This window comes from Geitlerinema sp. PCC 7407 (assembly GCF_000317045.1).
Classification (GTDB): Bacteria; Cyanobacteriota; Cyanobacteriia; order PCC-7407; family PCC-7407; genus PCC-7407.
Window position 1 is genome coordinate 157,692 of record NC_019703.1, and the last position, 25,338, is coordinate 183,029.

Genomic DNA, 25,338 nt, shown 5'->3' on the forward strand with positions numbered 1-25,338 from the left:
CCTTGCCCTGCCCCTTACCCTGTCGCCGAATTGACGCCGATGGGCAAATTTCTTCGATAATAGTGCTGCCATCCGTTATCGTCGGGGTGTGCAGCATTGCAGCGTCAAGAGACTTTCATGAAACGCCGTTCGTTCTTCACCGTGCTGGCTAGCGTCGCCGCTGCCCTCCTCTTGATTGGAGCTGGGGGGCTGGCCTGGATTTTGGCCCAGAGTCCCTTGGCGCTGTTGCAGGGTGGGGCGATCGCCAGTCCCCAGGCCGCGATGTTTGTGCCGCCCCAGGCGCCGCTGGTGGCCTCGCTGTTGACCAACCCGACCAAGCTCGAAGCGTTTCGCCAGGTGCTGGCGCAGCCGGGCGATCGCCGGCAATCGCGCCAGGAGGTGCAGCGAGTGATCCAGAGCCTGCTGGCGGGGACTGGCCTGAGCTATCAGCAGGATGTGCGGCCGTGGCTCGGTGACGAGGCGACGTGGGCGGTGACCACGGCGGATCAAGACCGCGATCCCAGTAATGGCTTGCAGCCTGGGTATCTGCTGGCCCTCAGCACGCGCGATCCGGTCCGCAGCCGAGAATTTTTGCAGGCTTTTTGGCAAAAGCAGGCCTCTGCGGGCAAACTGCCGACCTTTGAGGCCTATAAGGGCACGCAGCTGATCTATGGCGACACAGACAATGCAGCGGTAACCCAGGCGACGGCGCTGGTGGGCGATCGCTTTGTGCTGTTTGCCAATGGGCCAGCCGTCCTCAAGGATGCCATCAGTAATGTCCAGGCTCCGGAGCTGAACCTGCTGCACAGCGAGGCCTACCAGACGGCCCTGGACACGCTGACGCCCAAGCGCATTGGCCTGATCTACTCGAATGTGCCGGCCTTGACGCAGTGGCTCAACCCGCAGCCCGCTTCTGCGACGACCCTGCCCTACACCCAGGGGGCGATCGCCCTGGCCCTCGAGCGCCAAGGCATCGTGGCCGATACGGCGCTGCTGACCGCCACCGAAACCTCCCAGTCCGGGCGGCCTCAGATCACGGCGGTGCCCCGCGCCCTGAAATACATCCCGGTCGGTAGCCCCTTGGTCGCAACGGGACGAGATATGCACGCGCTTTGGCGCAGCCTGGAGCAGGGCCTAGAGCGCGGTGGGGCGATCGCCACCCAGCTTCGGCAGCCCCTAGACCAGCTGCAGCAGCAGTGGGGACTGGATCTGGCGACCGATGTGTTCCCCTGGGTCCAGGGCGAGTATGCCCTGGCCCTCCTGCCGACGACGCCTGAGGCTGCGCCAGACTGGGTCTTTGTGGCAGAGCGCACCAGTCCTCTGGCTGTGAGCGAGGGTCTGGCTCGCCTAGACACCATCGCCCAGGCCCAGGGCTACAGCGTCGGCCCCCTCACCCTCGGCAAGCAAAGCGTCTCCGCCTGGACCGAGCTAGCGGACGAATCGTCGGCCCAAAGCGCTGAGACGACTGAACCCCAGCTCCAGGCCCAGGTGCGGGGTGTCCACACCACCCTGGGCAACTACGAAATCTTTGCGACCTCCGCTGCTGCTCTGGAGCGATCGCTCCAGGCCTCCCAGGGCAAAGCCCTCGCCGATCAGCCCCAGTTCCAGCGGGCGATCGCTCCCTTGCCCACCCCCAACGGCGGCTATCTCTACCTCGACTGGCCCCAGGGACAGACCTGGATCGAGGATCAATGGCCCCTCCTGCGCGTGGCTGAACTAGCCGCAGGACCGCTGTTTGAGCACTTGCATGCCCTCACCGTCAGCACCTACGGCAGCGAAGCTGGGCTGCACCACAGCGCGATCGCCCTTCAGCTCGATCGCCCCTAGGGCACTGTCTCTCCGGAAAACCGCGCGATCGCCTCTGGCTGCGTCTTTGAAGCTCGGCACTTGCACCGATGTAGGGGGTAGTCCCGGTCACGCACACTGATCGAACCCTTCCCCGCCAACGCTTCGTCGGGCAATCCAGGATCTGGGCTGTCCGACTCGTGATGTGATTGATGCAGCAGGCTGGAGATCTCAACGGGCGATCGACCCTCCAATCCTCTCGCCATCAGCGTTCTGACCTAATCTCTCGCCGAGCAGCAAGAATTTCTGGCGTCCCCAGAAAATCTTTAGATTTCTGTGCTCACAATCTATCCTGGGAGGCTAGTGATTTCTAAAGTTTTTAAGGCCCTGGGAAACCTTTGCGGATATTTCAGCCTCGATCTATTCCGAGAATTCCAGATTGAGAGCGATTTTTCTCCTAATCCTCTCAATTTTGGAGTTCTGCCATCCCTTGCTCAGGCCATGCGCCTAGAGCCCCAACTGTGCCAATAGATACGTGCTAACTATCAGCCCAAAGGTTAAGGTTAGGTTAATTCATCTTCCATTCACTAACTGGAGCGTGACGATGGAGTCTTTACAACAAGCGAGTAAGCGCAATTTTCTGTATCCCCATGCCCGTTATCACGGAGCCTTCAAACCGGAATACATGGCCTTTGATGCCAATTTGCAGGAATTCAACCAGCGTGTTGGCTATATCTGCGCCTTGGAAAATGGCGGCAAGCTGTCTCCCCAGGAAGCCTACGACCAAATCAAGCAGCTCTGGAAGCAGCTCAAGCGCAGCAAAAAAGCCTTGGGAATCAGCGGCACAACCGATCGCTCCCCCGAAGGATAATCCTCGACTGGCCGGGCCCTGGGTGCTCGGCTAGTTCCTGAACGCGATACCGCTTCTTTTTCAGCTCTAGACTCAAACTTCACGCGAAACGCTTTTCATAAAACGCAACGGTTCACAAAATTTTCTTTTCTCTTAAAAGAGTTGAAATCCTTGGTTTTAATAGCTCTGGCAGATCATCAATTTTTGCAACCTAAAACCTCGTGGATTTCACGCTAGAACCTGGAAGAGGGATCGCTAGGATTGAAAGCGAAGTCCTAGAAATCTTCGCCTCGTTGGATTTCTGGCTCTTCTAATCGTTCTCGCGGATTTTCCAAGGGGAAGCCCCTATGACTCGAATTCTTGTGGGTATTTTGGTGTTTGTGATCAATACCCTCTACCGCGATCGCCCCTACCCTCGCTTCTACGTTCTGGAGACCGTTGCCCGCGTTCCGTACTTTGCCTACATGTCGGTGCTGCACCTCTACGAAAGCCTGGGCCTGTGGCGCAAGGCTGACTGGCTCAAAGTGCACTTTGCCGAATCCTGGAATGAGCTCCACCACCTGCTGATCATGGAATCCCTGGGCGGAAATGATCGCTGGGTTGACCGCTTTGTCGCTCGCCATGCGGCCCTCGCCTACTACTGGCTGGTGGTGCTGCTGTACCTGTTCTCGCCGCGATCGGCCTATCACTTCATGGAGCTGGTCGAGCAGCACGCCTATCACACCTACGATGTCTTCTTGCAAGAGAATGAAGCTGCCCTAAAAGCTGAGCCTGCGCCAGCGGTGGCAGTCAACTATTACCGAGAAGGCGACCTGTACATGTTTGATGAGTTCCAGACGGGCTCGAAACCAGAGACTCGCCGCCCCGAGATTCGCCATCTCTATGATGTGTTCGTGAATATCCGGGATGACGAGATGGAGCACGTCAAGACCATGGTGGCTTGTCAGCGGCCTGACGCCCAGAAGACCTTCCGGAGCCCCCACGCGGTGCCGGAGGTCGAGGGAACGGAGTCCCCGATCCTGCCGCCCAAGCCTGCGACCTCGATGTAGTCAAACGAGATCAATCAACTTGCCTGCCTTACTAAACCTCTCATGAGGTTGCCCCTCCCGGCTTGATTGGGAGGGGTTTCTTTGTTGTTTCGCTGGGGCGACAGCGTAGGATCAGAGGCGTTGTGGGTGGTGAAGGAGAGAGGGGAGATGGCCATGCAGAGGCCGACGATCCTGGCGCTCGATTTTGACGGGGTGATTTGTGACGGGCTAGTGGAGTATTTTCAGACGGCGTGGCTGGCCTATCAGCGCATTTGGCCGGGGGGACCAGCGACGCCGCCGCCGGATTTGGCGCTGAAGTTCTATCGGCTGCGGCCGGTGGTGGAGACGGGCTGGGAGATGCCGGTGCTGCTGCACGCGCTGATGCAGGGAATGGGTGAGGCGGAGATTTTGGCGGATTGGTGGGCGATCGCCCACCAGCTGGTGACCCAAGAAGCCCGCAGCCCCGCCGATCTGGCGGTGGCCGTAGACAGCGTGCGCGATGCCTGGATCGCGCGGGACCTGGAGGGCTGGCTGGCCCAGCATCGCTTTTATCCGGGGGTGGGCGATCGCCTGCGCGCTCTGGAGGCGGCGGTCACGCCCTACATCATCACCACCAAGGAAGGCCGCTTTGTTCAGCGACTCCTGGCGGCGGAGGGCATTCACTGGCCGGAGGAGCGGATCTTCGGCAAGGAGGTCAAGCAGCCCAAGCACCAGACCCTGCGGGAGCTGGTGGTGGCCCAGGAGGCCGAGACCTGTGTCTGGTTCATCGAAGATCGGCTGAAAACCCTCGATTCGGTGCGTCAGCAGCCGGACCTGGGCATGGTGCGGCTCTTTTTGGCGGACTGGGGCTACAACACCGAGGGCGATCGCCGGCGCGCCCAACAAACCGACGCCATCACCCTGCTGCCGCTCTCGGCCTTCACCCAGGACTTCGCCCACTGGCCGGACCGCTAAAATTAAGACGATGCGCTCCGTAGACTGACCTTGATCGTTGCCCCTGAAACCTCCCTAGAACATCGGCCTGTGTTCGTCCTGATCGACGGGCACTCCTTGGCGTTTCGGTCCTACTTTGCGTATTCGAAGGGGCGCGATGGGGGGCTGCGCACCTCCACAGGCATTCCCACCAGCGTTTGCTTTGGCTTCCTCAAGGCCATGCTGGAGATGATCGGGCGCGAAAATCCCCAGTACGTGGCGATCGCCTTTGACTTGGGGCTGCCCACGTTTCGTCACGAGGCCGACGAAACCTACAAGGATGGCCGCCCCGACACTCCCGAAGACTTCATTCCTGATATCCAAAATCTCCAGAAGCTACTGGCGGCCTGCAACCTGCCAGTGCTGACCGCGCCGGGCTACGAAGCGGACGACGTAATCGGCACCCTGGCCCGCCGCGCCAGCACCGCCGGCTACCGCGTCAAGATCCTCAGCGGTGACCAAGACCTATTCCAGCTGGTTGACCCCGACCAAGGCGTCACGGTGCTGCATCTGGGCAGCGCCTATGCCCGACGCGGGGACGACACCTCCCGCGAATTCGGCCCCCAGGAGGTCCAGGCCAAGCTCGGCATCCTGCCCAGCCAGGTCGTGGACTACAAGGCCCTGTGCGGCGACACCTCCGACAACATTCCCGGGGTGCGGGGCATCGGTCCCAAAACCGCTGTGCAGCTCCTGACCACCTACGGCTCCCTGGAGGCGATCTATAACTCTCTGGAGGAGATCAAGGGCGCAACGCGCAAAAAACTCGAGGAAGGGCGCGAGGCGGCCCTGCATTCCCAGTATTTGGCTCAGATTGCCCTAAATGTGCCCCTGGACGTCGCGCTAGAGGACTGCAAGCTTCGGGGCTTTAACCAAACGGCGCTGATGCCTCTCTTGGAGGAGCTGGAGCTAAAATCCTTTGTGCGCCAGGTGTCCAAAATCCAGGTAGCCTTGGGCGGAGAGGCGATCGCCCCCGAGGCGACCCCCACCCCGACGTCCGCTCCCGCAGCCCCGCTGCCAGAATACAGCGACGACAGCGTTGACTTCTTCTCGGCAGAAGAAACGGAAGCCGCCCAAGCCATGCCCAGCGTCGTGATCGAGCCCCAGATCGTCGATACGCCGGAGAAGCTCGCGGCCCTAGTCGCCGAGCTGCGCCGCCACACGGACCCCGCTGCCCCCGTGGCCTGGGACACTGAAACCACGGCCCTAGACCCCCTGAAGGCTGAGCTGGTCGGGATCGGCTGCTGCTGGGGCAGCGGCAAATCGGACGTCGCCTACATTCCCCTGCGCCACAAGGTGGGCACCACCCTGCCGACCGCCACGGTCCTCGACGCCCTGCGGCCGATTCTCGAGGATCCCGCCTACCCCAAGGCCCTGCAAAACACCAAGTTCGATCGCCTGGTCCTGCGCCATCAGGGCGTTCGGCTCCAGGGAGTCGTCTTTGACACCATGCTGGCCAGCTATGTGCTCAACCCAGACGATCGCCACAACCTGGGCGATCTTAGTGTGCGCCACCTGAGCATTCAGCCCCTGAGCTATAGCGACCTTGTCCCCAAGGGCAAATCCATCGAGGACCTCGACATTGCCGTGGTGGCGGACTACTGCGGGATGGACGCCTACGGCGTTTATTGCCTGGTGCCGATCTTGGCGCAGGCTTTGGCCCAGGAGCCGCGACTGTTGGCTTTGTTCCAGTCGGTGGAGGTTCCCCTGGAGCCTGTGCTGGCCGAGATGGAATTTTGCGGTATCCGGATCGACCCGGCCTATTTGCAGAACTTTTCGGCTCAGCTTGAGCAAGATCTCCAGGCCATCGAAGCGCGGGCCTATGCGTCGGCGGGCGAAACCTTTAACCTGGGGTCGCCCAAGCAGCTCAGCGAACTTCTCTTTGACAAGCTGGGCCTCAGCGTCAAGAAATCTCGCAAGACCAAGACCGGCTACTCCACCGACGCGGCGGTGCTGGAGAAGCTCCAGGGCGATCACCCGGTGGTGGACGCGATCGTGGAATATCGCTCCTTGGCCAAGCTGAAGTCGACCTATGTGGACGCGCTGCCGCTGCTGGCCGATGAGCATCAGCGCATTCACACGGACTTTAATCAGGCGATCACGGCGACGGGGCGGCTGTCTTCGTCCAATCCAAATCTGCAAAATATTCCGATTCGCACGGCCTTTAGCCGCCAGATCCGCAAGGCCTTTTTGCCGCAGGAGGGGTGGCAATTGGCGGCGGCGGACTACTCCCAGATCGAGCTGCGAATTTTGGCGCACCTGAGCGAGGAGCCGGTGCTCCTGGAGACCTACCGCAACAATGAAGATGTCCACGCCCTGACGGCTCGCCTGCTGCTCGAAAAAGAGGCCATCACGCCGGAGGAGCGTCGCTTGGGCAAGGTGATCAACTTCGGCGTGATCTACGGCATGGGGGCGCAGCGCTTTGCCCGGGAAACGGGGGTGTCGTCGAAGGATGCCAAGGTGTTTATCGAGCGCTTCAACGAACGCTATCCGCGCGTGTTTGCCTATTTGCGGCGGATGGAGCAGGAGGCGATCGCCCGGGGCTATGTCGAGACGATTTTGGGACGGCGGCGCTACTTCCAGTTCGAGAGCTCGGAGCTGAAGGCGCTGCGCGATCGCGATCCGGACACCATCGACCTCGAAAGCCTCAAGCTGGGGCGCAACGACGCGGGGCTTCTGCGGGCCGCTGCCAATGCCCCGATTCAGGGGTCGAGCGCCGACATTATCAAGCGGGCCATGGTGAAGCTGGCTGAGGTGATGCAGCCTTACCAGGCTCGCCTGCTGCTCCAGGTGCACGATGAACTGGTCTTTGAGGTGCCGCCGGAGGAGTGGGACGCCCTGGCGCCCCAGATTCGCCAGACCATGGAGAGCGCCGTGGAGCTGAAGGTGCCCCTGGTGGCGGAGGTGCACGCGGGCCAAAACTGGATGGAAACTAAGTAGCTAGGGGAAAGGTCGCGAGGGGGAGTGAAAGGGCGATCGCCGCTTGCCCGAGTGGGGGCTAGACAGACCGCGATCGCCCCTTAAGCCCTAGTAGGGAATGAAGCAGTTATTTTCGCCGCTCATATCTCCGAGGCAGTTGCCGTTCTGGTCGAGAATGACGGTGTACTTCACGGTGGGAAACTGCTTGAGGGTGGCGTTGAGGGCGCTGAGGGTCCGGGCGTCATCCCCCACACCGGCAGAAGCGACAGTGCGGCAGAAGCGCAACTGAGCAACGCTATTGCGAATTCTGAGACTAAAGTCAGCGCCGCAGTTGGAGTTGCCTTGGAGCGTGACGGCCTTGCGCAGGCCTTGGCGCTGCTCTTGGCTGTTGGGACCGGCGATTAGCTGCTGGACGGCGTAGCTGGCCACGCTGGTAGAGCTGGTGTAGCGGGTCACCCCTTCCACGTAGCTCAGGTCGGAGCTGAAGCTGCGGGGCTCTTTGGGGAAGTAGACGCGCACGGCTCGGGTATTTTGGGCGAGGGTGGTCGGGGCGGGGGCGGCTTGGGTGGCAGGGGCCAGGAGGCTCAGGCTGCTAACGGTCAACAGGCCCAGGAGCGCGGCGAAGCTGAGGGAACGAGACATGCGGGGAACTCCAGAATTCAGGGTGAAGTGATAGGTGCCTTCTTGATGGCCCCCAGGACAAAATGTGCAACTTAGGGCTGTGGGAGAGGACTAAAAACCTGAATCAGTGTCAAATCTCATCCTTCCGCAAGATGACGACTGAAGAGGTGCTTTTTCACCCGGTCGGGTGAGTGATATTGCGCAACTGGGAGCGGCCACGCCTAAAGTTTCTCTCTAAAATAGGAAACTATTGACGGGCAACGCAGCCCGAGTCCTGCTAGGTGGGGCGGGCCGCTGGGTTTTGCTTGTGGCAAGGGTGCCCTATCAAGCTGCGATCGCCCCTGGGTGCTGCTTCCTCACGCGATTCGCCGCGAGCCGCTTCAGGCGAGATCGACCAAAAAACATGGGGTTGGCGCTGCCGTGGCAGGGGCAACCGTTCGAGTCTAAGACCGATTGAGTTTGCGAAGTCTGCATGGCAATCCTACACGGTAGCTGGCAACCCTCTGACCAAGGCGGTTACTTTTTTCTCTGGGGAGAAACGTGGCGCAGCTTGAGCGCTCCGGCGATCGCTCCTGAATCCGGGATTTTGGTGCATCCTCTGGCGATGACCCACGGCGAACTGGCGGCGTGGCTGCGTGGGGGGGCTCGCGATGGCGTGAGCTTGCCGCCGGAGCTCTGGAAGGGCGATCGCCTGACTTCGGCGGTCCAAGAAATTCAGGTGGTGGCCTTGCCCACAGACTGGTCTGACGGGGCCCCGGTGACGGCGCTGCCCCGGCTGTCGGGCGCTGCCCCAGGGCCAGACAGCCCAGCCCTTGGTGACGGGCGATCGCTCCTGCTGCACCCGTGGCAGGTGCCCGGGATTCGCCTGAGCGCCGCGCAGACCTGGGCCTTTTTGCAGTCGCTGCCCCTCGGCCTGGTCAATGGCCATATGTCCTTGCTGGGCGACGACTTGCGCTACTGGTCCCATGGCGCCCGCTGGTGCCTGGACATTTTGGCCCGCTCCAAGTTTGTGCCGCGCCTCTTGCCGACAGAGAGCGCCTATCAGGCCCGCTGGCAGCCCCTGCTAGACAGCGCGGTCGATCAGGCCCGCCTGGAGCACTTTGTGCGCCACATGCCCCCAGCGAGCCGCTGCTATGGCCCAGACGGCGCTGAAAAGGGCGCTCCGGCGGTGTTTTTGGCCGAGCCACGACCCCTGCTCCAGCATTTTTTGGCAGCGCTGCTCGATGCCCAGGTGCGTTCCTTGGCCCCGGCTCAGACCGATCGCGGGGTGCCGGAAACGGTGGTCCCGATGGGGGCTTGGCTAGCGGCCTTGGGGCAGCCGACAGTCCAGGTGGAGGCGTCTGCGGAGGCGATCGCCCCCCTCGAGAGCGCCCTGGCCACCTGGATGGCCCCGATTCAGCACCATCTGGCGGGCCACCAAGCGTTTCAGGCCTGCTTTCAGCTGCACGCGCCCACAGAAGCGAGCGATCGCTGGCTGCTGACCTACGGCCTCCAGGCGGTGAATGACCCAGACTTTCGGGTCGAGGCGGAGGAGATCTGGAACCACCCCGTGGAGACCCTGATCGAGCGGGGACGGGCGATCGCCCAGCCCCAGGAAACCCTGCTGCGGGGGCTGGGGCTGGCGTCGCGCCTGTTTGTGCCCCTAGAGGCCAGCCTCGATCAGCCCCACCCCAGCCACTGTGTCCTCTCGCCCCTCGAAGCCTACGACTTCATCAAAACCGCCAGCTTCCGGCTCCAGGACAGCGGATTTGGCGTGGTGCTGCCCCCCAGCCTGACCAACCGCAATGGCTTTGCCAACCGCCTCGGCCTCAAGATCCAGGCCCAAACCCCAGACCCCCAGGCCAATGGCCGCCTCGGGCTCCAGAGCCTGCTCAATCTGGCCTGGGAGCTGTCCATCGGCGGCCAAACCCTCTCCAAGCGAGAGTTCGATCGCCTCGTCGCCCTCAAAACGCCCCTGGTCGAAATCAACGGCGAGTGGGTGGAGCTGCGAGACAGTGACATTCGCGCCGCTCAAGAATTCTTTGCCAACCGCAAGGACAAAGCCACCCTGTCCCTAGAAGACGCGCTGCGCATCAGCACCGGCGACTCCCAAACCATTGGCCGCCTGCCCGTGGTCAGCTTCGAGGCGACGGGGGCGCTCCAGGAACTGGTCACCACCCTAACCGGCCGCCGCTCCCTCGAAACGGCGACCACGCCAGCGGGCTTCCAGGGGCAGCTGCGGCCCTACCAGGCTCGCGGGGTGGGCTGGCTGGCCTTTTTGGAGCGCTGGAATCTGGGGGCCTGCCTGGCCGATGACATGGGTCTGGGCAAAACCATTGAGCTGATTGCCTTTTTGCTGCACCTTCAGGAGCGCGGCGATCTCCAGGGGCCGACCCTGCTGGTGTGTCCCACGTCGGTTTTGGGGAACTGGGAGCGCGAGGTGCAGCGGTTTGGTCCGAGCCTCAAGGCCTGGGTCCACCACGGCGACAAACGCCTGAAGGCCAAAGCCTTCGCCAAGGAAGCAGCCCGTCACCAGCTGGTCATCACCAGCTATGCCCTGATTCCCCGCGATCTCAAAACCTTGCAGGAGGTCCGCTGGCGCGGGGTGGTCCTGGATGAGGCCCAAAACATCAAAAACGCTGATTCCAAGCAGTCCCAGGCGGTGCGGCAGCTAGAGGCCCAGTTTCGCATCGCCCTGACGGGGACGCCGGTGGAGAACCGCCTGGCGGAGCTGTGGTCAATTCTGGACTTTTTGAATCCCAACTATTTGGGGCCGCGCAAATTCTTTCAGCGGCGCTTTGCGGTGCCCATCGAGCGCTACGGCGACACGGATTCGCTGCGGACGCTGCGATCGCTCGTTCAGCCCTTCATCCTGCGCCGCCTGAAGACCGATCGCGAAATCATCCAGGACCTGCCCGACAAGCAGGAAATGACGGTCTTTTGCGGATTGTCGGCGGAGCAGGCCAGTCTGTACCAGCACACGGTAGACCAGTCGCTGCTGGAAATCGACGCGGCGGAAGGGATTCAGCGGCGCGGCATCATTCTGGCGCTGCTGACCAAGCTCAAGCAGATCTGCAATCACCCGGCCCACTTCCTCAAGCACCCCCAGCTCAGCTCGACCCAGCGATCGGGCAAGCTCCAGCGCCTCGAAGAAATGCTGGAGGAAGTCTTCTCGGAGGGCGATCGCGCGCTGATTTTCACCCAGTTTGCGGAGTGGGGCAAGCTGCTCCAGCCCTACCTCGAGACGCGCTTGGGCCAAGAAGCGCTCTTTCTCTACGGCGGCGTCCGCAAAAAGCAGCGCGAGGAAATGGTCGATCGCTTCCAAAACGACCCCCAAGCGCCTCGGGTGATGATTTTGTCCCTCAAGGCGGGCGGCGTCGGCCTCAACCTCACCCGCGCCAACCATGTGTTTCACTTCGATCGCTGGTGGAACCCCGCCGTCGAAAACCAGGCCACCGATCGCGTGTTCCGGATTGGCCAGACGCGCAATGTCCAGGTCCACAAGTTTGTCTGCTCCGGCACCCTCGAGGCCAAAATCCACGACATGATCGAGGGCAAAAAGGCCCTAGCCGAGCAGGTGGTGGGCTCCGGGGAAGACTGGCTGACGGAGCTCAATACCGATCAGCTCCGGGACCTGCTGCTGCTCGATCGCAGCGCTGTGATTGATGAGGAACTGTGATGGCAAGCTACAATCCCCAGGCCAATCGGGAATGGTGGGCTCAGCGCTGGTTTGATGTGCTGGAGTCCTTTGGGCGGACCCTGCGATCGGCCCGCGCCCACACCTACGCCCGCGAAGGCAACGTCCTCAGCATCGAGTTTCGCGGACCCAAGGTGCTAGCCCAGGTCCAGGGGACGGCCCCAGATCCCTACCAGGTCTCGATTTCCCTCGATCCCTTTGACGATGAGCAGTGGTCCTACGTGATCGAGACCATGTCTCAGAAGGCAATGTTTTCGGCCAAGCTGCTGGCGGGAGAAATGCCGCGCAACATCGAGGCGGTGTTCACGGCCAACGGCCTGAGCCTGTTTCCCCTGACCAAGTTTGATATCCACAGCCGCTGCAACTGCCCCGACAAAGCCAATCCCTGCAAGCACATCGGCGCAGTGTACTACCTGCTGGGCGATCGCTTTGGGGATGATCCTTTTGTGCTGTTTCAGCTGCGGGGCCGCACCAAGGAAGAGGTGATCGCGGGGCTGCGCCATCTGCGGGGTGCCCAGCGCGAAGCGCCGGTGGCTGAGGCTGAGAAGGCAATGCCCGAAGGGCTGGCGGCCCCAGATCTGGAGCGTTTCTGGAGCTACGATGCCCAGCTCGAGCCGTCCCTGGTGGTGATCGCGCCGCCCCTGGGGGCCGACACGGTGCTCCAGGCTCTGGGGCCGATTCCCCTGGCGGCGGAGGGACCAGCGGCGATCGCCCCCCAGGTTGCGCTGGACTATCTCGAGGCGATCTACCAAGCCGCCAGCCAGCAGGCCGTCATGGCAGCGATGCAGGTGGGGAACGACACAGCGGACTAGCGGCGGCCTAGGGCTGCTTTGCCTCCGGCTCTGGGGCCGGGCGATCGCCGATCAGAGCCTGACTGCCGCTGACGGCAAAATAAATAAACCACGCCACAACGCCCAGCAGCTTGAACCCGTCTTCAAACAGGAAAATACCCTCATTGGTCAGCCAAGAGGCGGGCAAAGGCAGAATTTCTTTGTCAAAAATGGGGGCAATGCCCAGCAGCAGAAACGCCAGTCCCAAGTAGCCAAAGGGCGTTTTCTTGAGGGTTTTGCGGAAGCGAAACAGATACCAGCTAAAGGCGATCGCGTAGCCTAGGTACACAATCTCCTCCGAGATGCCCACGTGATAGGGCAAAAAGCCCTCGTGGAGCTGAAACAGGTCGTCAAACATCAAAACCAGGGTCAGGACACCCGAAGCCAAGAAAAAGCGCCCCAGTTCCTGACTGTCTGGGCGGGCGCGGCACACAGCCGCACTGAAAAGGGCGATCGCCCCCCCAGCGCACCAAAACAGGACCCCAAAGTTGGAGAAAATGCCCGTATAAAAGGGCGCATCAGCCACCACGAGCGGGTCGCGGGTGAGATTACCCAAGGGAACGTAGGTCTGAATCCGGGCAGCGGCGAGTAAGAAAATAACGGGGACGAAAATCCACACAAGAGGTGAGAGCTTCAAGCCTCTCAGGGCAGAGGGAGCTTTGGCATTGCCGTCTACTCCTGAAATGCCGAACGTTTTTGCCATTGTGGAAATCTCATTCAAAAAGTCTGCTTAAACCAGGACGAGAGGTCTTGGGACCAAGGCGCTGGCGGGGACTTGGGGCGATCGCCCCTGCCAAAAACCAGAACCCCATGAGGGGTCAAACCCCACTCTCAAAACCACTATTCCCCTAAGTTAAGGGCAAATTATGCCCCAATTAAGAATCTAGTCCTGATATTCACCGAAAATTTACGGCTAGGAGGTGGAGACACCCTTTTTTGCACGCAAAAATCAACCGTTTTCTTGGGGATTTCGCTGGCGCATTTCGCGATCGAAGATGGCTCAATAACGATTTGAAAAAGTTAAGAAAAGCGAAAAAACTCAGAGACCCAATCTCCCCTGAGGGTCTGACTGCTGGGCAAGGGGGCGATCGCCCCTCGGCTGGACTTTGGGATGCTGGGCGAAACCGCGAATCCGGCCACTGAATCCATAGAAAAGACGCCCTGTCCCAAGGCCGCGAGCGTTCCAGCGTCGCCAAGAGCGGCCCAGCAGAATCTCCCAGCCATTTCCCGGCGTGGCGGCTTCTACGACCCCTTTTTCTTCGGTTTTCCTCCCTGCGAGATTAGAAGTCCCTCGCTAAAGTAAGGACACGGGATCAACGAACCCTTAGACGGTACTTTGGAGGTCCTTTGCATCACGCTTGTCTATTGATTTTGTGCAGGTTTTGGGCCGGTCAGAGAGTGCCCGGAAGTGCTGAAAAAAGCTGGCCGAGAGGCGATCGCCCCTACTCTGTCCATCGGCGCTCTGAGGGCTGGGGGCTTCCTGAGACGCTCGCGATCGCGCGATAGCCTTCGCTCATTGCTGGCTGGTCACTTTGCCCGTCTTCGACAGGCGCATTTGAGGAACTCAACATGTTTGAATACTTCACCGACAGAGCGGTTGCAGTCATTGTCTTTGCCCAAGAAGAAGCGCGCCGCCTCGGCCACAGTTTTATTGGCACCGAGCAGATCTTGCTGGGCGTGCTCCGGGTGGAAAGCAGTCCGGCGGCTCGTCTCCTGACGGATATGGGCGTGACGGCTGCCGCAGCGCGCCGCGAAGTCGAGGGAATTATTGGCCGGGGGTCGGGCATAGTGCCAGCGGACATTCCGCCGACGCCCCGCACGCGCCAGGTGTTTGAGCAGGCACTCCAGGGTGTGCAGCAAGAGTCCCAGGCCTACGTGACGCCGGAGCACATTTTGCTGAGCCTGGTCCAGGCGGGCGATAGCGTGGCGGCCAAGGTGCTGACCAATCTGGGAGTCGATCTGGCCGAGGTGCGCGATCGCCTTCAGGCCCTGATGGCGGACCCGGCGGAAATGGCCTTTGCCCAGCCCAGCCGATCGGCCCAGACGGCGGCTCCCATGGGCCGCGCCCTAGAAACGTTTGGCATCAACCTGACCATGCGGGCGATCGCCGGAGAACTGGACCCCATGGTGGGCCGCGAAGCCGAAGTGGAGCGGGTGGTGCAGATTTTGGGCCGCCGCACGAAAAATAACCCGATTTTGCTGGGAGATCCCGGCGTGGGCAAGACGGCGATCGCCGAAGGACTGGCCCAGCGGATTGTCAATGGCGACGTGCCGGAGATTTTGCGCGATCGCCAGATTATCAGTCTGGCCATGGGCACGCTGATGGCCGGAGCCCGCTTCCGGGGCGAGTTTGAAGAGCGTTTGACCCAGATCTTGGCGGAGGTGCGCCAAGCGGGCAACGTGATTGTGTTCATCGATGAAATTCACTCCCTGGTCGGAGCGGGCGCGACGGCTGGGGGCCTCGACGCCTCCAACCTGCTGAAGCCAGCGCTGGCGCGGGGCGAGCTCCAGTGCATCGGCGCGACGACGCTTGATGAGTACCGCCAGCACATCGAGCAGGATGCGGCCCTCGAGCGCCGATTTCAGCCGGTGAAGGTGGAAGCGCCCACCCTGACCGAGACCATCGAGATTCTCTGGGGGCTGCGCGATCGCTACGAGCAGCACCACCACCTCACCATCAGCAACGAAGCTTTGGTGGCGGCGGCCCGCCTGTCCGATCGCTACATTCCCGATCGCCACCTTCCCGACAAGGCCATTGACCTGATCGACGAAGCGGGCTCTCGGGTGCGCCTGCGCCACACCCGCCACTCGCCCGCCCAGCGCATTCGCCAGGATCTGCGGGCCGTGACCGCCGAAAAAGAAGCGGCCGTAACGGCTCAGGACTTTGATCAGGCCGGGAAGCTGCGCGATCGCGAACTGGCGCTGCAGCAAACCCTCGCGGACCTGCGCACTGCCCAGCGCGACGCCGAGCCCCGGCCCGTGGTGACCGCTGAGGACATCGCCCAGGTGATCTCGGCCTGGACCGGCATTCCGGTCAACCACCTCACCGAATCGGAGTCTCTGATGCTGATGCACCTCGAAGACACGCTGCACGAGCGCGTCATCGGCCAGCAGGAAGCCGTCACAGCCGCCGCTCGCGCCATTCGGCGATCGCGCGTTGGCCTGGGCAGCCCCCACCGGCCGATCGCCAGCCTGCTGTTTTCGGGACCGACGGGCGTCGGCAAGACGGAGCTGGCCAAGGCCCTCGCGGCTACGGTTTTCGGCTCCGAGGAAGCCATGATCCGGCTGGATATGTCCGAGTTTATGGAGGCCCACACCGTCTCCAAGCTCATCGGCTCGCCGCCGGGATTTGTGGGCTATGACGAGGGCGGCCAGCTCACCGAAGCCGTCCGGCGCAAGCCCTACACAGTGCTGCTCCTCGACGAAATCGAAAAAGCCCACCCTGACGTCTTCAATTTGCTGCTGCAGCTGCTCGAAGATGGCCGACTGACCGACGCCCGGGGCCGAGTGGTCAGCTTCAAAAATACGCTGATTATCCTGACCTCCAATCTGGGCTCGCGGGCGATCGAGAAGAATGGCCTGGGCCTGGGCTTTGCGGCCACAGGTGACGAGGCGGAAACGGCGCAGTACCAGCGGGTGCGATCGCAGGTAAACGAAGAGCTAAAGCAGTACTTCCGGCCCGAGTTTCTCAACCGCCTCGACGAAATCATCGTTTTCCGCCGCCTCACCCGCGACGAGCTCGCTCAGGTGGCCGAGCTGCTGATCCGGGAAGTGGGCGATCGCCTCAGCGAACAAGGCATCACCCTGGTGCTGACCGACGCGGTGAAGCATCGCCTGATCGACGAGGGCTACAGCCCCAGCTACGGCGCGCGGCCCCTGCGCCGAGCCGTAACGCGCCTGGTGGAAGATCACCTGGCCGAGGCCATGCTGGCGGGCCAGCTGCACAGCGGCGACACGGCGGTGCTGGACCTCGACGACGATGGTCAGGTTCAGGTGCGCGCTCGCACGCCGGTGCTCCAGTCGGTCTCAGCGCTCTAGTTCGGCGCTTTGGCAAAAGTCTAGGGCCGAGGCTGGCTTCCGAGGGAGGTTGGCCTCGGCTTTGGCATGGGCGGCGCAATAGGAGACGATGGAAGCTGCGTCCCACCCTGCGCTCTTTTAACGCTGACTATGGCCCCAAATCCCTATGACTGGATCGAGAAATCCCTAGAAACCATTCACCGCGCAGACTGGTACCGTTCGGTGCAGCCCCTGGCGGGCCGTCCGGGGCCGGTAGTGATGGTGGAGGGCCAGCCGCTGATCAACTTTGCCAGCAATGACTATCTGGGCTTGGCGGGGGACGAGCGCTTGGTGCAGGCGGCGATCGCGGCGACCCAGGCCCTGGGCACCGGCACCACGGGCTCGCGGCTGCTCAGCGGCCATCGCGACCTGCACCGCGATCTGGAACAGGCGATCGCCCGCCTCAAGCAAACCGAAGACGCGGTGGTCTTCAGCTCCGGCTACCTGGCGAATGTGGGGGCGATCGCGGCGCTGGTGGGCGCGCGAGACCTGATTTTGTCGGACCAGTACAATCACTCCAGCATCCGCAGCGGGGCGCGTCTCAGCGGCGCGACGGTCCTCGACTACCGCCACAACTCCCTCGACGATCTGGCAGATCTGCTCCAGCAGCACCGATCTCAGCATCGGCGCTGCCTCATCGTCACCGACACCGTGTTCAGCATGGACGGCGACCTGTGTCCGCTGCCGGGAATTCTGGCGCTGGCGGAAACTCACGAGGCCATGGTGCTGGTGGACGAGGCCCACGGCACCGGGGTGATGGGCGATCGCGGGGCGGGCGGCGTCGAGCACCTGGGCTGCAGCGGGCGATCGCTGATCCAGATGGGCACCCTCAGCAAGGCCCTGGGCAGCCTGGGCGGCTACGTGGCGGGCTCGGCTCCCCTCGTCGACTACCTGCGCAATCGGGCGGCCACCTGGATCTACACCACGGGCCTCACGCCCGCCGACACCGGCGCGGCGATCGCCGCCCTTGACCTCGTCGAGCGCGAGCCCCAGCGTCGCCAGCGCCTCTGGCAAAACGTGGCCTTTCTTCAGCAGGCGATCGCCGATCTGGCGGCCCAGGAGCGATCGCCCTTCCAGCTTTTGCCGTCGGAGTCCCCGATCCTCTGCTTGCAGGTGGCTGACCCGGCCACGGCGATCGCCTTTAGCCAGGATCTGCGCCGCCAGGGCCTCTGGGTGTCGGCGGTGCGGCCGCCCACGGTGCCCACCAGCCGTCTGCGCCTGACGGTCATGGCCACCCACGAGCCAGCCCACCTAGAGAAACTTGTCTTTGCTCTCGGGCACCTTTGAAAGGTTTCCCTTACCTTGTTAAAAAGCTTGGTGGCTAATCCTGACTGCCTGGGATTGCGCCAAGGGTGCGTGTCGATTTGGGAGAAACTTGAAGTGAGCTATCTAGAAACCACGGCCCAGTTCTACAGCGAAGTGGCCCAAACCCCGGACGTTGGCCTGTGCTGTGTCCAGAGCACGCCCCTGCGGCTGCCTGACCTGGTGGTGCCCGAGGCCATGCAGGCCATGAACTACGGGTGTGGCACCACGGTCCACCCGGCGGAGCTGGCGGGGGAGCCAAAGGTACTCTACGTGGGCGTGGGCGGTGGTCTGGAGGCGCTCCAGTTTGCCTATTTTTCCCGGCGGCCCGGGGGCGTCATCGCCGTCGATCCGGTGGCCGAAATGCGGGAGGCCGCGCAGCGCAATCTGGCGATCGCCGCTGAGGCCAACTCCTGGTTTGCCGAGGACTTCGTCACCCTCCTGGCCGGGGATGCCTTTGCCCTGCCCGTGCCCGACGCCTCGGTGGACGTGGTAGCCCAGAACTGCCTGTTCAATATTTTTGAGCCCGAGGATCTCTCTCGCGCCCTCGCCGAAACCTTCCGCGTCCTCAAGCCCGGCGGCCGCCTGATCATGAGTGACCCGATCGCCACTCGGCCCATTCCGGCCCACCTCCAGCAGGATGAGCGGCTGCGGGCGATGTGCCTGTCTGGAGCGCTCACCTACGAGCAGTACGTCCAGCGCATTGTTCGGGCCGGGTTCGGCCAGGTCGAAATTCGCGCCCGTCGGCCCTACCGCCTGCTCGATCGCCAGACCTACCAGCTCGACGAGCCCCTCCTGCTCGAGAGTCTGGACTCGGTGGCCTTCAAAGTGCCCATTGCCCCCGACGGCCCCTGCATCTTCACCGGCAAAACTGCCATCTACAGCGGTTCCGAATCTTGCTTTGATGACGGGGCGGGCCACGTGCTCGCCAAAGGGGTTCCGGCGGCGGTCTGCGACAAAACGGCAGCCAAGCTAGGGGCGATCGCCTCCGAAGAGATCTGGGTGACCCCGTCCACCTGGCACTACGACGGCGGCGGCTGTTGCTAGTTTTCTCCTGTTTTCTCCCCGAGATCTTTCCCGCGATTCCCCATGACCCAGCTCAATCTTCCGACCGAGAGCGTGACCCCCTTCGCCCACAAGCTCGCCGCGCCCCTGACCAAGCAGACCATCACCGTCTTGCAAATTAATCTCGGGCGTCGCTGCAACCTGGCCTGCTCCCACTGCCACGTGGAGGCCAGCCCCCAGCGCACCGAAGAACTCTCTCCCGAGGTGTGCGACCAGCTCCTGACCTTGATTCGCCGCTTTCCTCAGATCCAGACCGTGGACCTGACGGGGGGCGCTCCCGAGATGAACTACGGGTTTCGGGCGCTGGTGGAGACGGCCCGCGCTTGCGGCAAGGCCGTGATCGTGCGCTCGAATCTCACCATTTGCCTAGAGCCCGGTTACGAAGACCTCCCCGCCTACTTCGCTCAGCATCAGGTGCGGGTGGTGGCTTCGCTGCCCTGCTACAGCGCCGAAAACGTCGATCGCATGCGGGGCCAAGGCGTCTTTGAGCGCTCCATCGAGGTGCTGCGGCGGCTCAACCAGGCGGGCTATGGCCGGGATCCGCGGCTGATGCTGGATCTGGTCTACAACCCCCAGGTCCCCCAGACCGAGAAGTTTGCCCTGACCCCCGACCAGGCCAAGCTAGAAAAAGACTACAAAGCCTATCTCCAAGGGCAGTTTGGGGTGGTGTTCGATCGCCTGCTGACCATCACCAATTTGCCCATTGGCCGCACCAAGTTTCATTTGCAGCACCGACAGCTTTACGCGCCTTATCTGCGCTTTCTGGAGACCCACTTCAACCCTGACACGGTGGCAGGCCTGATGTGCTTGCAGGAGCTGTCGGTGGACTACCTGGGTCGCGTATACGACTGCGACTTTAACCAAATGGAGGGGCTACCAGCCCGCACGCCGGACGGTCAGCCGCTGACGGTGGAGGCGCTGCTGGCGGCAGACAGCCTGGACCGGATCGAGCGGGTGCAGACGGCGGACTACTGCTACGGCTGCACGGCGGGCGCAGGGTCGAGCTGTGGCGGCTCTCTGGTCTAGGGCAGGGGACTTTGCGGGAAATCGGTAGGGTTGCTTACACTGCTGTAGGGGGCGATCGCTCTCCGAGTCGCGATTCAACAAAAGCCATGGCAAAGCACACCCAAGCCCACATCTCCCGCAAAGTTCGCAACGGTATGTCAGCGATGACCCGGCGCCAAGTCGAGTACTACATGGGCGCGAAGCTGATCGAAGTCGGGATCGATCCCAAGTCGGCGGTGTATCGCTGGACGGTCGAAAAGGAAGACGGCCAAGAAGTCTGGACCTACAGCGCCTACTGGGGAGACTCCCGGGAAAAAATCGAGGCGGGTGAAACCCCCTAGGCCAGGCGATCGGCTCTGGTCCAAAGCAGTTGTGGGAGAGGATCTGTGACAGCGCAGCAAGAGACTCTGTTTGAGCGCTTTTTAGCGCCGGTTTTTCGCACGTTTTTGATCGATGAAGCGGCGATCGGGCGCTATGCGGCCAGCATCGACTGGGAAACAGCGTGCGATCGCCTGCAAAACCCGGCAGTGGTCTATCCCGACTACTACTGCAACCACAACTTTCACGGCATTCGGGGCGGCTATCTGACTGCCGGTGCCGCCGTCACCTACGACCCCATCACCCAGTACGTCCTGCCGCCCCAGGAAACCTGGGTGCGCGAGGGGCTGGTGCAGGCCATTGAGGCTCGCCCCCGCCGCATTCTGGACCTGGGCTGCGGCACCGGCTCGACCACCCTCCTGCTCAAGCAGCGCTTTCCGGCGGCGGAGGTCATCGGCCTAGACCTCTCGCCCCACATGCTGGTCGTCGCCACGGACAAAGCCCACAAAGCAGGCCTAGACATTGCCTTTCGCCACGGGGACGCGGCAGCCACAGGCCTGCTGGCGCAGTCGGTGGATGTGGTGACGGCCTCGCTGCTGTTCCACGAGACGCCGCCCAGCGTTACCCAGGCGATCTTGCGCGAAGCCTACCGGCTGCTGGTCCCTGGCGGCGAGATAGTGATTCTCGATGGCAATCAGGCGACTCTGCGCCAAACCGAGTGGCTGACCCAGATTTTTGAGGAGCCGTTCATCCAGGACTACGCCGAGGGCAATCTGGACGCGTGGTTAGGGGCGGCGGGCTTTGGGGCGGTGCGGACCCAGGTCCACTGGTGGCTCAATCAGGTCAGTCGCGGGGTCAAGCCGAAGGATCGCCCGGACTGGGAAGCAGCAGAGACGTCACGCTATGATTCAGATTTTGAAAATGGCTCTCTTCCAGCATTTGGCACATTGGCATGATGCTTAAAGCGGTTTTGTTTGACTTCAACGGGATCATCATCAACGATGAGGCGCTCCACGAGCAGCTCTTGGAGCAGTTGCTGATCGAAGAAAACCTGCGCCCCCAGCGGGCGGAGTTTCAAGAGGTGTGTCTGGGCCGCAGCGATCGCGCCTGTCTGCGAGATCTGCTGGAGCGGCGGGGGCGCGTGGTGACCGACGCCTACCTGGATATTCTGATTCGCCGCAAAGCCCAGGCCTACCGGCAGGCCCTCGACGGGCTGGAGACGCTGCCGATTTATCCAGGGCTAGAAGATTTCTTGTTCAAGCTCCAGGGCCAAGGGGTGCCCATGGGAGTGGTCAGTGGGGCCTTGCGATCGGAAATTGAGCTGGTGCTGACGCGATCGCACTTGGCCAAATACTTTACGGTGATGGTCGGCGGTGACGAGATTTCGGCCAGTAAGCCCGATCCAGAGGGCTATCTGCTAGCCGTCGATCGCCTCAATGCAGCGTTGCCAGACCTACAGCTTCAGCCCCAAAACTGTCTGGCCATTGAAGATACCTATCCCGGTATTCGGGCCGCCAAGGGCGCAGGCATGCAGGTGCTCGGCGTTGCCAATACCCATCCCTTTCAAATGATGCACCGCACCGCGAACTGGGTCGTAGACTACCTCACGGAGGTGGATCTCGAGCATGTGCGGCGAGTTTTTAGCGCGAATGCTGCCTGAAGGCTGTCTAGATAGGGGCTCCGCTAAGAGGTGCTCGCTCGCTGAGGGGTGAGGAGCCCCGACTAATCGAATCTAAATCGTGAGGTGCAAAAAAACGAGAGAACCCAAAAGCCGTGAACCAGATTCCTGAAGCTAGCGGTAGCTACGCTGCATGTCTTGGGCCAATGCGAGGACGTAGATAACCAGAAGATTGCCGATAATCAGTGCTGCGGGAAACATGGTGGGACCTCCGTGGTTGTGTTGATTGAGGTGGCAATGAGGCCAACCTAGGCCCCTACTGGGAAACCACACCAAGACAGCGCTGATTTCGCAAAATTGCCAGAAAAGTTCGTCCTTCTTTGATCTTTTCTTTGGGCTCTAGGCGATCGCTCTATGACCCTAAAGTACTCCTGGGGCGAAGGAAGTTGTTCGGTAGTTTCCAGGAAGTTTTAAGGCGTTCAGCGGCTCTCTAGATTGGCCTCCAGTACTTTCTCGATGCGATCGCTGCTTTCAGCCAGGTGGGCCTCGGTGTAGGGGTCGAGATTTTTTTGGGAGCGCAGGCTGGCCCGCAGCGCGCCTCGCAGGGTGCGCAGCTCGGCCCAGGCGAGGGTGCGGGCGTCTTCGGGGACGCTGGAGCGGCGCAGCACCATGTCCGAGAGGAGGTCTAGGTGGGTGCGCTGGAGGCTGCGGCGAGTGCTGGCGATCGCCCCTGTGGCTTCTGGATCTGCCAGCACCTCTGACCAAATGCTTTGGCGCAGACTTTCAAAGAGATCCACCAAAGACAGCGCCTCGTTGGGAGCGCTCTTGAGCTCGGTGTCCCGCATCCGCTCTAGGCGCGGCCCGTGGAGCAAGTCTTGCAAAACCAGGCTCTGGAAGCTCAAAATGCGATCGTGAATTGGGTAGTCCACGGCATGGATGGTGGGAGTGTTGGCCCAGTCGTTCCAGCGATCGGGCGCTAGCTTGTTGAGCAGATCGGGGGGAAAGTCGAGGGCGTCGGCGGCGAAGACGTACTGGTCCAGGAGCTTGAGGGCCTCCTTTTGCTCCTTGAGGGGCACCGACTCGAAGGGCAATAGACCCGCGCGATCGCCCGCGTAGCTGCGAGAAAAGCGGCGGCCCCCCACCTGCCGACTGATAAAAACGGCGTGGCGACGGTAGTACTGGAAAATCGTCTCGAAGCGATCGCGCACGGTGCTGTAACTTTCGCCGGGGGCCGGATAGCGCCGGTGAAGTCGCGCCCACAGGGTCTTGGCGATCTCCAACTGCCACTGGGAATAGCGCAGGTTTTCTTGGCTGTAGTCGAAGGCTAGGACTGACGGATCGAGCGCTCCGTAGAGGTCTTCGTCCGAGGCGTAGGTCAGCCCAGGTTCGCCACTGCGCCGAGCGATCGCCTCGATGTCGCGTCGCTCTGCCTGGGGATTGGCTGCTCCAAAGGGCGTGTAGCCATAGGCGATCGCCCAGCGGTCGTACATCCCGATCCGCCGGGAATAGTAGTCCCCCTGGGGCGTTCCCGGCGGGGCCAGATTCACCGGCAGATAGTCCATCACCGAGCTAGCCAGCCCCTGCTCCGCCGTGATCGCCGGATCGTTCATCTCTTCGAGGGTGAGCAGGGTAGACCCCTCGAAATTGTGGCGCAGGCCCAGGGTGTGGCCCACCTCGTGGGCCGTGATGTAGCGCAAGTACTGGTGCATGAAATCGGCGGTGCGATCGCCGCTGGGCAGGGCATTGTCGATCAGATCGAGGCTGAGGGACCCCAGGGCAAACTGGAGCGCCGCCTCGTTGCCAAAACACAGGTCATGGCGGTCCATCATCTCCTCGACCATGGGCGATCGCCGCTGCCCGCGCATCCATTCCGAGTCCTCCAGCGACAAAGCGTCACAGAGCGATCGCTGCGAAGCCTGCCCGCTCGATGCCCCAAGTTCCATCAGGGTTTCGTATTTTTGGAGGAGATTGGCGTCGATCACAATATCCGCGTCCAAAATCTCCCCGGTGAAGGGATTGGTGCGGGACGGCCCCATGGCAAAAGCCGCATCTAGCGAATTGAACCAGCGAATCGTGTTGTAGCGGACGTCCGCCGGGTCCCAATCGGCGTCATCGGGCATCTGGCGCACCTCGATGGCATTCTGAAACCCCACCGCCTCAAAGGCTTCATTCCACATCAGCACCCCCTCGCGGATCGCCTCCCGGTACTTGACTGGCACCGTGTTCTCGATCCAGAAGACAATGGGCTGGCGCGGCGGCGAGAGGGGGGCGCTGGGATCGGCCTTTTCCAGGTGCCAGCGGTGGATGTAGCGCAAAAACGGATCGCGATCGCTCCGCCCGAAGTCGCGGTAGGCCGAGAGAAAATACCCCACGCGCTCATCGGCCAGACGCGGCACAAAGCTGGGACTACTGCGCAGGACCGAGAAGCTGTGGCGAACCCGCACCGAGAATCCCCGGCTGTCCGGCAGGGTCGGAATGTAGGTCGGGTTGTCGTCGTTGTCCTTGCCGGACCCCGAAAAGCTCTGAACGGTTTCTAGCTCCAGGTTTTCCTGAAAGGCCTGCACCTCGCTGACGTAGGACTTGTCGCGATCGAGGCTGTAGGGCGCTTCCAGAAACAGTGGTATCCAGGTCTTGAAGTCGGCAATGTCGTCGCTGTTGAGCAGCAGGTCGTTGAGGTCCACCAGCAGGCTCTGGCGATCGGGGTGGATGCTTTGAATGTCGAGGGCATAAAGCACCGAATCGCTAAAAGACCCAGCCAGCGCGCGATCGGCGGCCGGGTCGCCGGAGCTGTTGCGGACCTTGGTGTTGGGGACGATCAGGTGCAGTTTGTTTTCGACCCGCTGGAGCCGCAGGGGAAACTCCACCAGGGGAGTCCCCCGGTACAGGCCGCTTTCGCCGATGCCCGAGGCCAGGGTGCTGATCCACAGGTAGGTTTGGTTGAGCTGGCGGGGCTGGACTTCGAGGTACAGCTTGCCTGAGGCCTGGTCGCGGTAAAGGGTAAAGAGGCCGTCGAGCTTTTCGGTGTCCTTGATGACTTGGTCAAAGGGCTTCATGCCAGCGGGCAGGCTGGGCTTGGCCGCTTGGGCGATCGCCCGGGGTTCGGGATCGGGAAAGGCGATCGCTTCCTCGACTCCCAGCGAACTCAGCAATCCGGTGAGCGCGATCAGCCCAAGCAAAGAACGATTCATGGTGGCTCCGAGTCTGGACGGGGAGAGGGCACTCTGCCCAGACTGCGATCGCCCAGGATGAAGCCCCTTCCAACCATTCTGGAAAGGGCTTGGGCCTTTGGTGGCGAAACTTCACACTGATTTTTGTTT

General features: G+C 62.0%; 17 protein-coding genes. 14 read left to right on the top strand and 3 right to left on the bottom strand.

The window, feature by feature from the left end:
- Positions 1 to 117 precede the first annotated feature (117 nt).
- The 5 genes from GEI7407_RS00735 to polA all read left to right on the top strand — a co-directional run bounded on the left by GEI7407_RS00735 (position 118) and on the right by polA (position 7,551).
- Positions 118 to 1,806, top strand: a complete 1,689-nt coding sequence (locus GEI7407_RS00735) for a DUF3352 domain-containing protein (protein WP_015170215.1) — start codon at positions 118 to 120, stop codon at positions 1,804 to 1,806.
- A gap of 562 nt (positions 1,807 to 2,368) precedes the next feature.
- Entirely contained in the window at positions 2,369 to 2,635 is a 267-nt protein-coding gene (locus tag GEI7407_RS00740) for a hypothetical protein (RefSeq protein ID WP_015170216.1), read from the top strand.
- Positions 2,636 to 2,961: 326 nt separating this feature from the next.
- Entirely contained in the window at positions 2,962 to 3,663 is a 702-nt protein-coding gene (locus GEI7407_RS00745; RefSeq protein ID WP_015170217.1) for an alternative oxidase, read from the top strand.
- Positions 3,664 to 3,810: 147 nt separating this feature from the next.
- Positions 3,811 to 4,596, top strand: coding sequence for an HAD family hydrolase (locus tag GEI7407_RS00750; RefSeq protein WP_015170218.1), 786 nt, complete (start codon positions 3,811 to 3,813; stop codon positions 4,594 to 4,596).
- Between the two features lie 30 nt (positions 4,597 to 4,626).
- The gene (gene polA, locus GEI7407_RS00755; RefSeq protein WP_223294460.1) at positions 4,627 to 7,551 is read left to right on the top strand and encodes a DNA polymerase I; all 2,925 of its coding nucleotides are present in this window, start codon (positions 4,627 to 4,629) and stop codon (positions 7,549 to 7,551) included.
- Positions 7,552 to 7,638: 87 nt separating this feature from the next.
- Here polA and GEI7407_RS00760 read toward each other — a convergent pair whose 3' ends face one another.
- Entirely contained in the window at positions 7,639 to 8,172 is a 534-nt protein-coding gene (locus GEI7407_RS00760) for a GerMN domain-containing protein (protein ID WP_015170220.1), read from the bottom strand.
- A gap of 451 nt (positions 8,173 to 8,623) precedes the next feature.
- Between GEI7407_RS00760 and GEI7407_RS00765 the strand changes: the two genes are divergently transcribed.
- Positions 8,624 to 11,809: a DEAD/DEAH box helicase gene (locus GEI7407_RS00765; protein ID WP_015170221.1), complete on the top strand. Its 3,186-nt coding sequence runs from the start codon at positions 8,624 to 8,626 to the stop codon at positions 11,807 to 11,809.
- Positions 11,809 to 12,639 (top strand): SWIM zinc finger family protein, encoded by an 831-nt coding sequence (locus tag GEI7407_RS00770; protein WP_015170222.1) that lies wholly within the window; start codon positions 11,809 to 11,811, stop codon positions 12,637 to 12,639. Before GEI7407_RS00765 ends, GEI7407_RS00770 begins: the two co-directional genes overlap by 1 nt.
- A gap of 7 nt (positions 12,640 to 12,646) precedes the next feature.
- On the opposite strand, the gene GEI7407_RS00775 is transcribed toward GEI7407_RS00770, so the two are convergent.
- Positions 12,647 to 13,360, bottom strand: coding sequence for a hypothetical protein (locus GEI7407_RS00775; RefSeq protein WP_015170223.1), 714 nt, complete (start codon positions 13,358 to 13,360; stop codon positions 12,647 to 12,649).
- A gap of 866 nt (positions 13,361 to 14,226) precedes the next feature.
- Between GEI7407_RS00775 and GEI7407_RS00780 the strand changes: the two genes are divergently transcribed.
- The 7 genes from GEI7407_RS00780 (at position 14,227) to GEI7407_RS00810 (ending at position 22,063) form a co-directional block, all read left to right on the top strand.
- A complete protein-coding gene (locus tag GEI7407_RS00780) occupies positions 14,227 to 16,695 on the top strand; it encodes an ATP-dependent Clp protease ATP-binding subunit (RefSeq protein ID WP_015170224.1) in 2,469 nt (822 codons plus the stop codon).
- Between the two features lie 129 nt (positions 16,696 to 16,824).
- On the top strand, positions 16,825 to 18,000 hold the full coding sequence (gene bioF / locus GEI7407_RS00785) for an 8-amino-7-oxononanoate synthase (RefSeq protein WP_015170225.1): 1,176 nt from the start codon (positions 16,825 to 16,827) through the stop codon (positions 17,998 to 18,000).
- A gap of 93 nt (positions 18,001 to 18,093) precedes the next feature.
- Complete coding sequence (gene arsM / locus GEI7407_RS00790) at positions 18,094 to 19,062, top strand: arsenosugar biosynthesis arsenite methyltransferase ArsM (RefSeq protein WP_041268221.1); 969 nt, start codon at positions 18,094 to 18,096, stop codon at positions 19,060 to 19,062.
- Between the two features lie 42 nt (positions 19,063 to 19,104).
- Positions 19,105 to 20,106 carry an arsenosugar biosynthesis radical SAM (seleno)protein ArsS gene (arsS, locus tag GEI7407_RS00795; RefSeq protein WP_015170227.1) on the top strand — a complete coding sequence of 334 codons (1,002 nt, stop codon included), beginning with the start codon at positions 19,105 to 19,107 and terminating at the stop codon, positions 20,104 to 20,106.
- An 86-nt stretch (positions 20,107 to 20,192) separates the two neighbouring features.
- Entirely contained in the window at positions 20,193 to 20,426 is a 234-nt protein-coding gene (locus GEI7407_RS00800) for a hypothetical protein (protein ID WP_015170228.1), read from the top strand.
- Positions 20,427 to 20,471: 45 nt separating this feature from the next.
- Positions 20,472 to 21,359 (top strand): class I SAM-dependent methyltransferase, encoded by an 888-nt coding sequence (locus GEI7407_RS00805; protein WP_015170229.1) that lies wholly within the window; start codon positions 20,472 to 20,474, stop codon positions 21,357 to 21,359.
- A complete protein-coding gene (locus GEI7407_RS00810; protein ID WP_015170230.1) occupies positions 21,356 to 22,063 on the top strand; it encodes an HAD family phosphatase in 708 nt (235 codons plus the stop codon). The genes GEI7407_RS00805 and GEI7407_RS00810 overlap by 4 nt, the downstream gene beginning before the upstream one ends.
- Positions 22,064 to 22,500: 437 nt before the next feature.
- Here the strand turns inward: GEI7407_RS00810 and GEI7407_RS00815 are convergent, their stop codons facing one another.
- A complete protein-coding gene (locus tag GEI7407_RS00815) occupies positions 22,501 to 25,209 on the bottom strand; it encodes a zinc-dependent metalloprotease (protein WP_015170231.1) in 2,709 nt (902 codons plus the stop codon).
- Positions 25,210 to 25,338: the final 129 nt, after the last annotated feature.

What these genes read in the sequence shown, in the direction of transcription:
- GEI7407_RS00810 (WP_015170230.1), top strand. Translation starts at nt 21,356, where the DNA reads ATGATGCTTAAAGCGGTTTTGTTTGACTTCAACGGGATCATCATCAAC.
- GEI7407_RS00770 (WP_015170222.1), top strand. Translation starts at nt 11,809, where the DNA reads ATGGCAAGCTACAATCCCCAGGCCAATCGGGAATGGTGGGCTCAGCGC.
- GEI7407_RS00735 (WP_015170215.1), top strand. Translation starts at nt 118, where the DNA reads ATGAAACGCCGTTCGTTCTTCACCGTGCTGGCTAGCGTCGCCGCTGCC.
- GEI7407_RS00750 (WP_015170218.1), top strand. Translation starts at nt 3,811, where the DNA reads ATGGCCATGCAGAGGCCGACGATCCTGGCGCTCGATTTTGACGGGGTG.
- GEI7407_RS00765 (WP_015170221.1), top strand. Translation starts at nt 8,624, where the DNA reads ATGGCAATCCTACACGGTAGCTGGCAACCCTCTGACCAAGGCGGTTAC.
- bioF (WP_015170225.1), top strand. Translation starts at nt 16,825, where the DNA reads ATGGCCCCAAATCCCTATGACTGGATCGAGAAATCCCTAGAAACCATT.
- GEI7407_RS00800 (WP_015170228.1), top strand. Translation starts at nt 20,193, where the DNA reads ATGGCAAAGCACACCCAAGCCCACATCTCCCGCAAAGTTCGCAACGGT.
- GEI7407_RS00760 (WP_015170220.1), bottom strand. Translation starts at nt 8,172, where the DNA reads ATGTCTCGTTCCCTCAGCTTCGCCGCGCTCCTGGGCCTGTTGACCGTT.
- GEI7407_RS00775 (WP_015170223.1), bottom strand. Translation starts at nt 13,360, where the DNA reads ATGGCAAAAACGTTCGGCATTTCAGGAGTAGACGGCAATGCCAAAGCT.
- GEI7407_RS00780 (WP_015170224.1), top strand. Translation starts at nt 14,227, where the DNA reads ATGTTTGAATACTTCACCGACAGAGCGGTTGCAGTCATTGTCTTTGCC.
- GEI7407_RS00815 (WP_015170231.1), bottom strand. Translation starts at nt 25,209, where the DNA reads ATGAATCGTTCTTTGCTTGGGCTGATCGCGCTCACCGGATTGCTGAGT.
- GEI7407_RS00740 (WP_015170216.1), top strand. Translation starts at nt 2,369, where the DNA reads ATGGAGTCTTTACAACAAGCGAGTAAGCGCAATTTTCTGTATCCCCAT.
- arsS (WP_015170227.1), top strand. Translation starts at nt 19,105, where the DNA reads ATGACCCAGCTCAATCTTCCGACCGAGAGCGTGACCCCCTTCGCCCAC.
- GEI7407_RS00745 (WP_015170217.1), top strand. Translation starts at nt 2,962, where the DNA reads ATGACTCGAATTCTTGTGGGTATTTTGGTGTTTGTGATCAATACCCTC.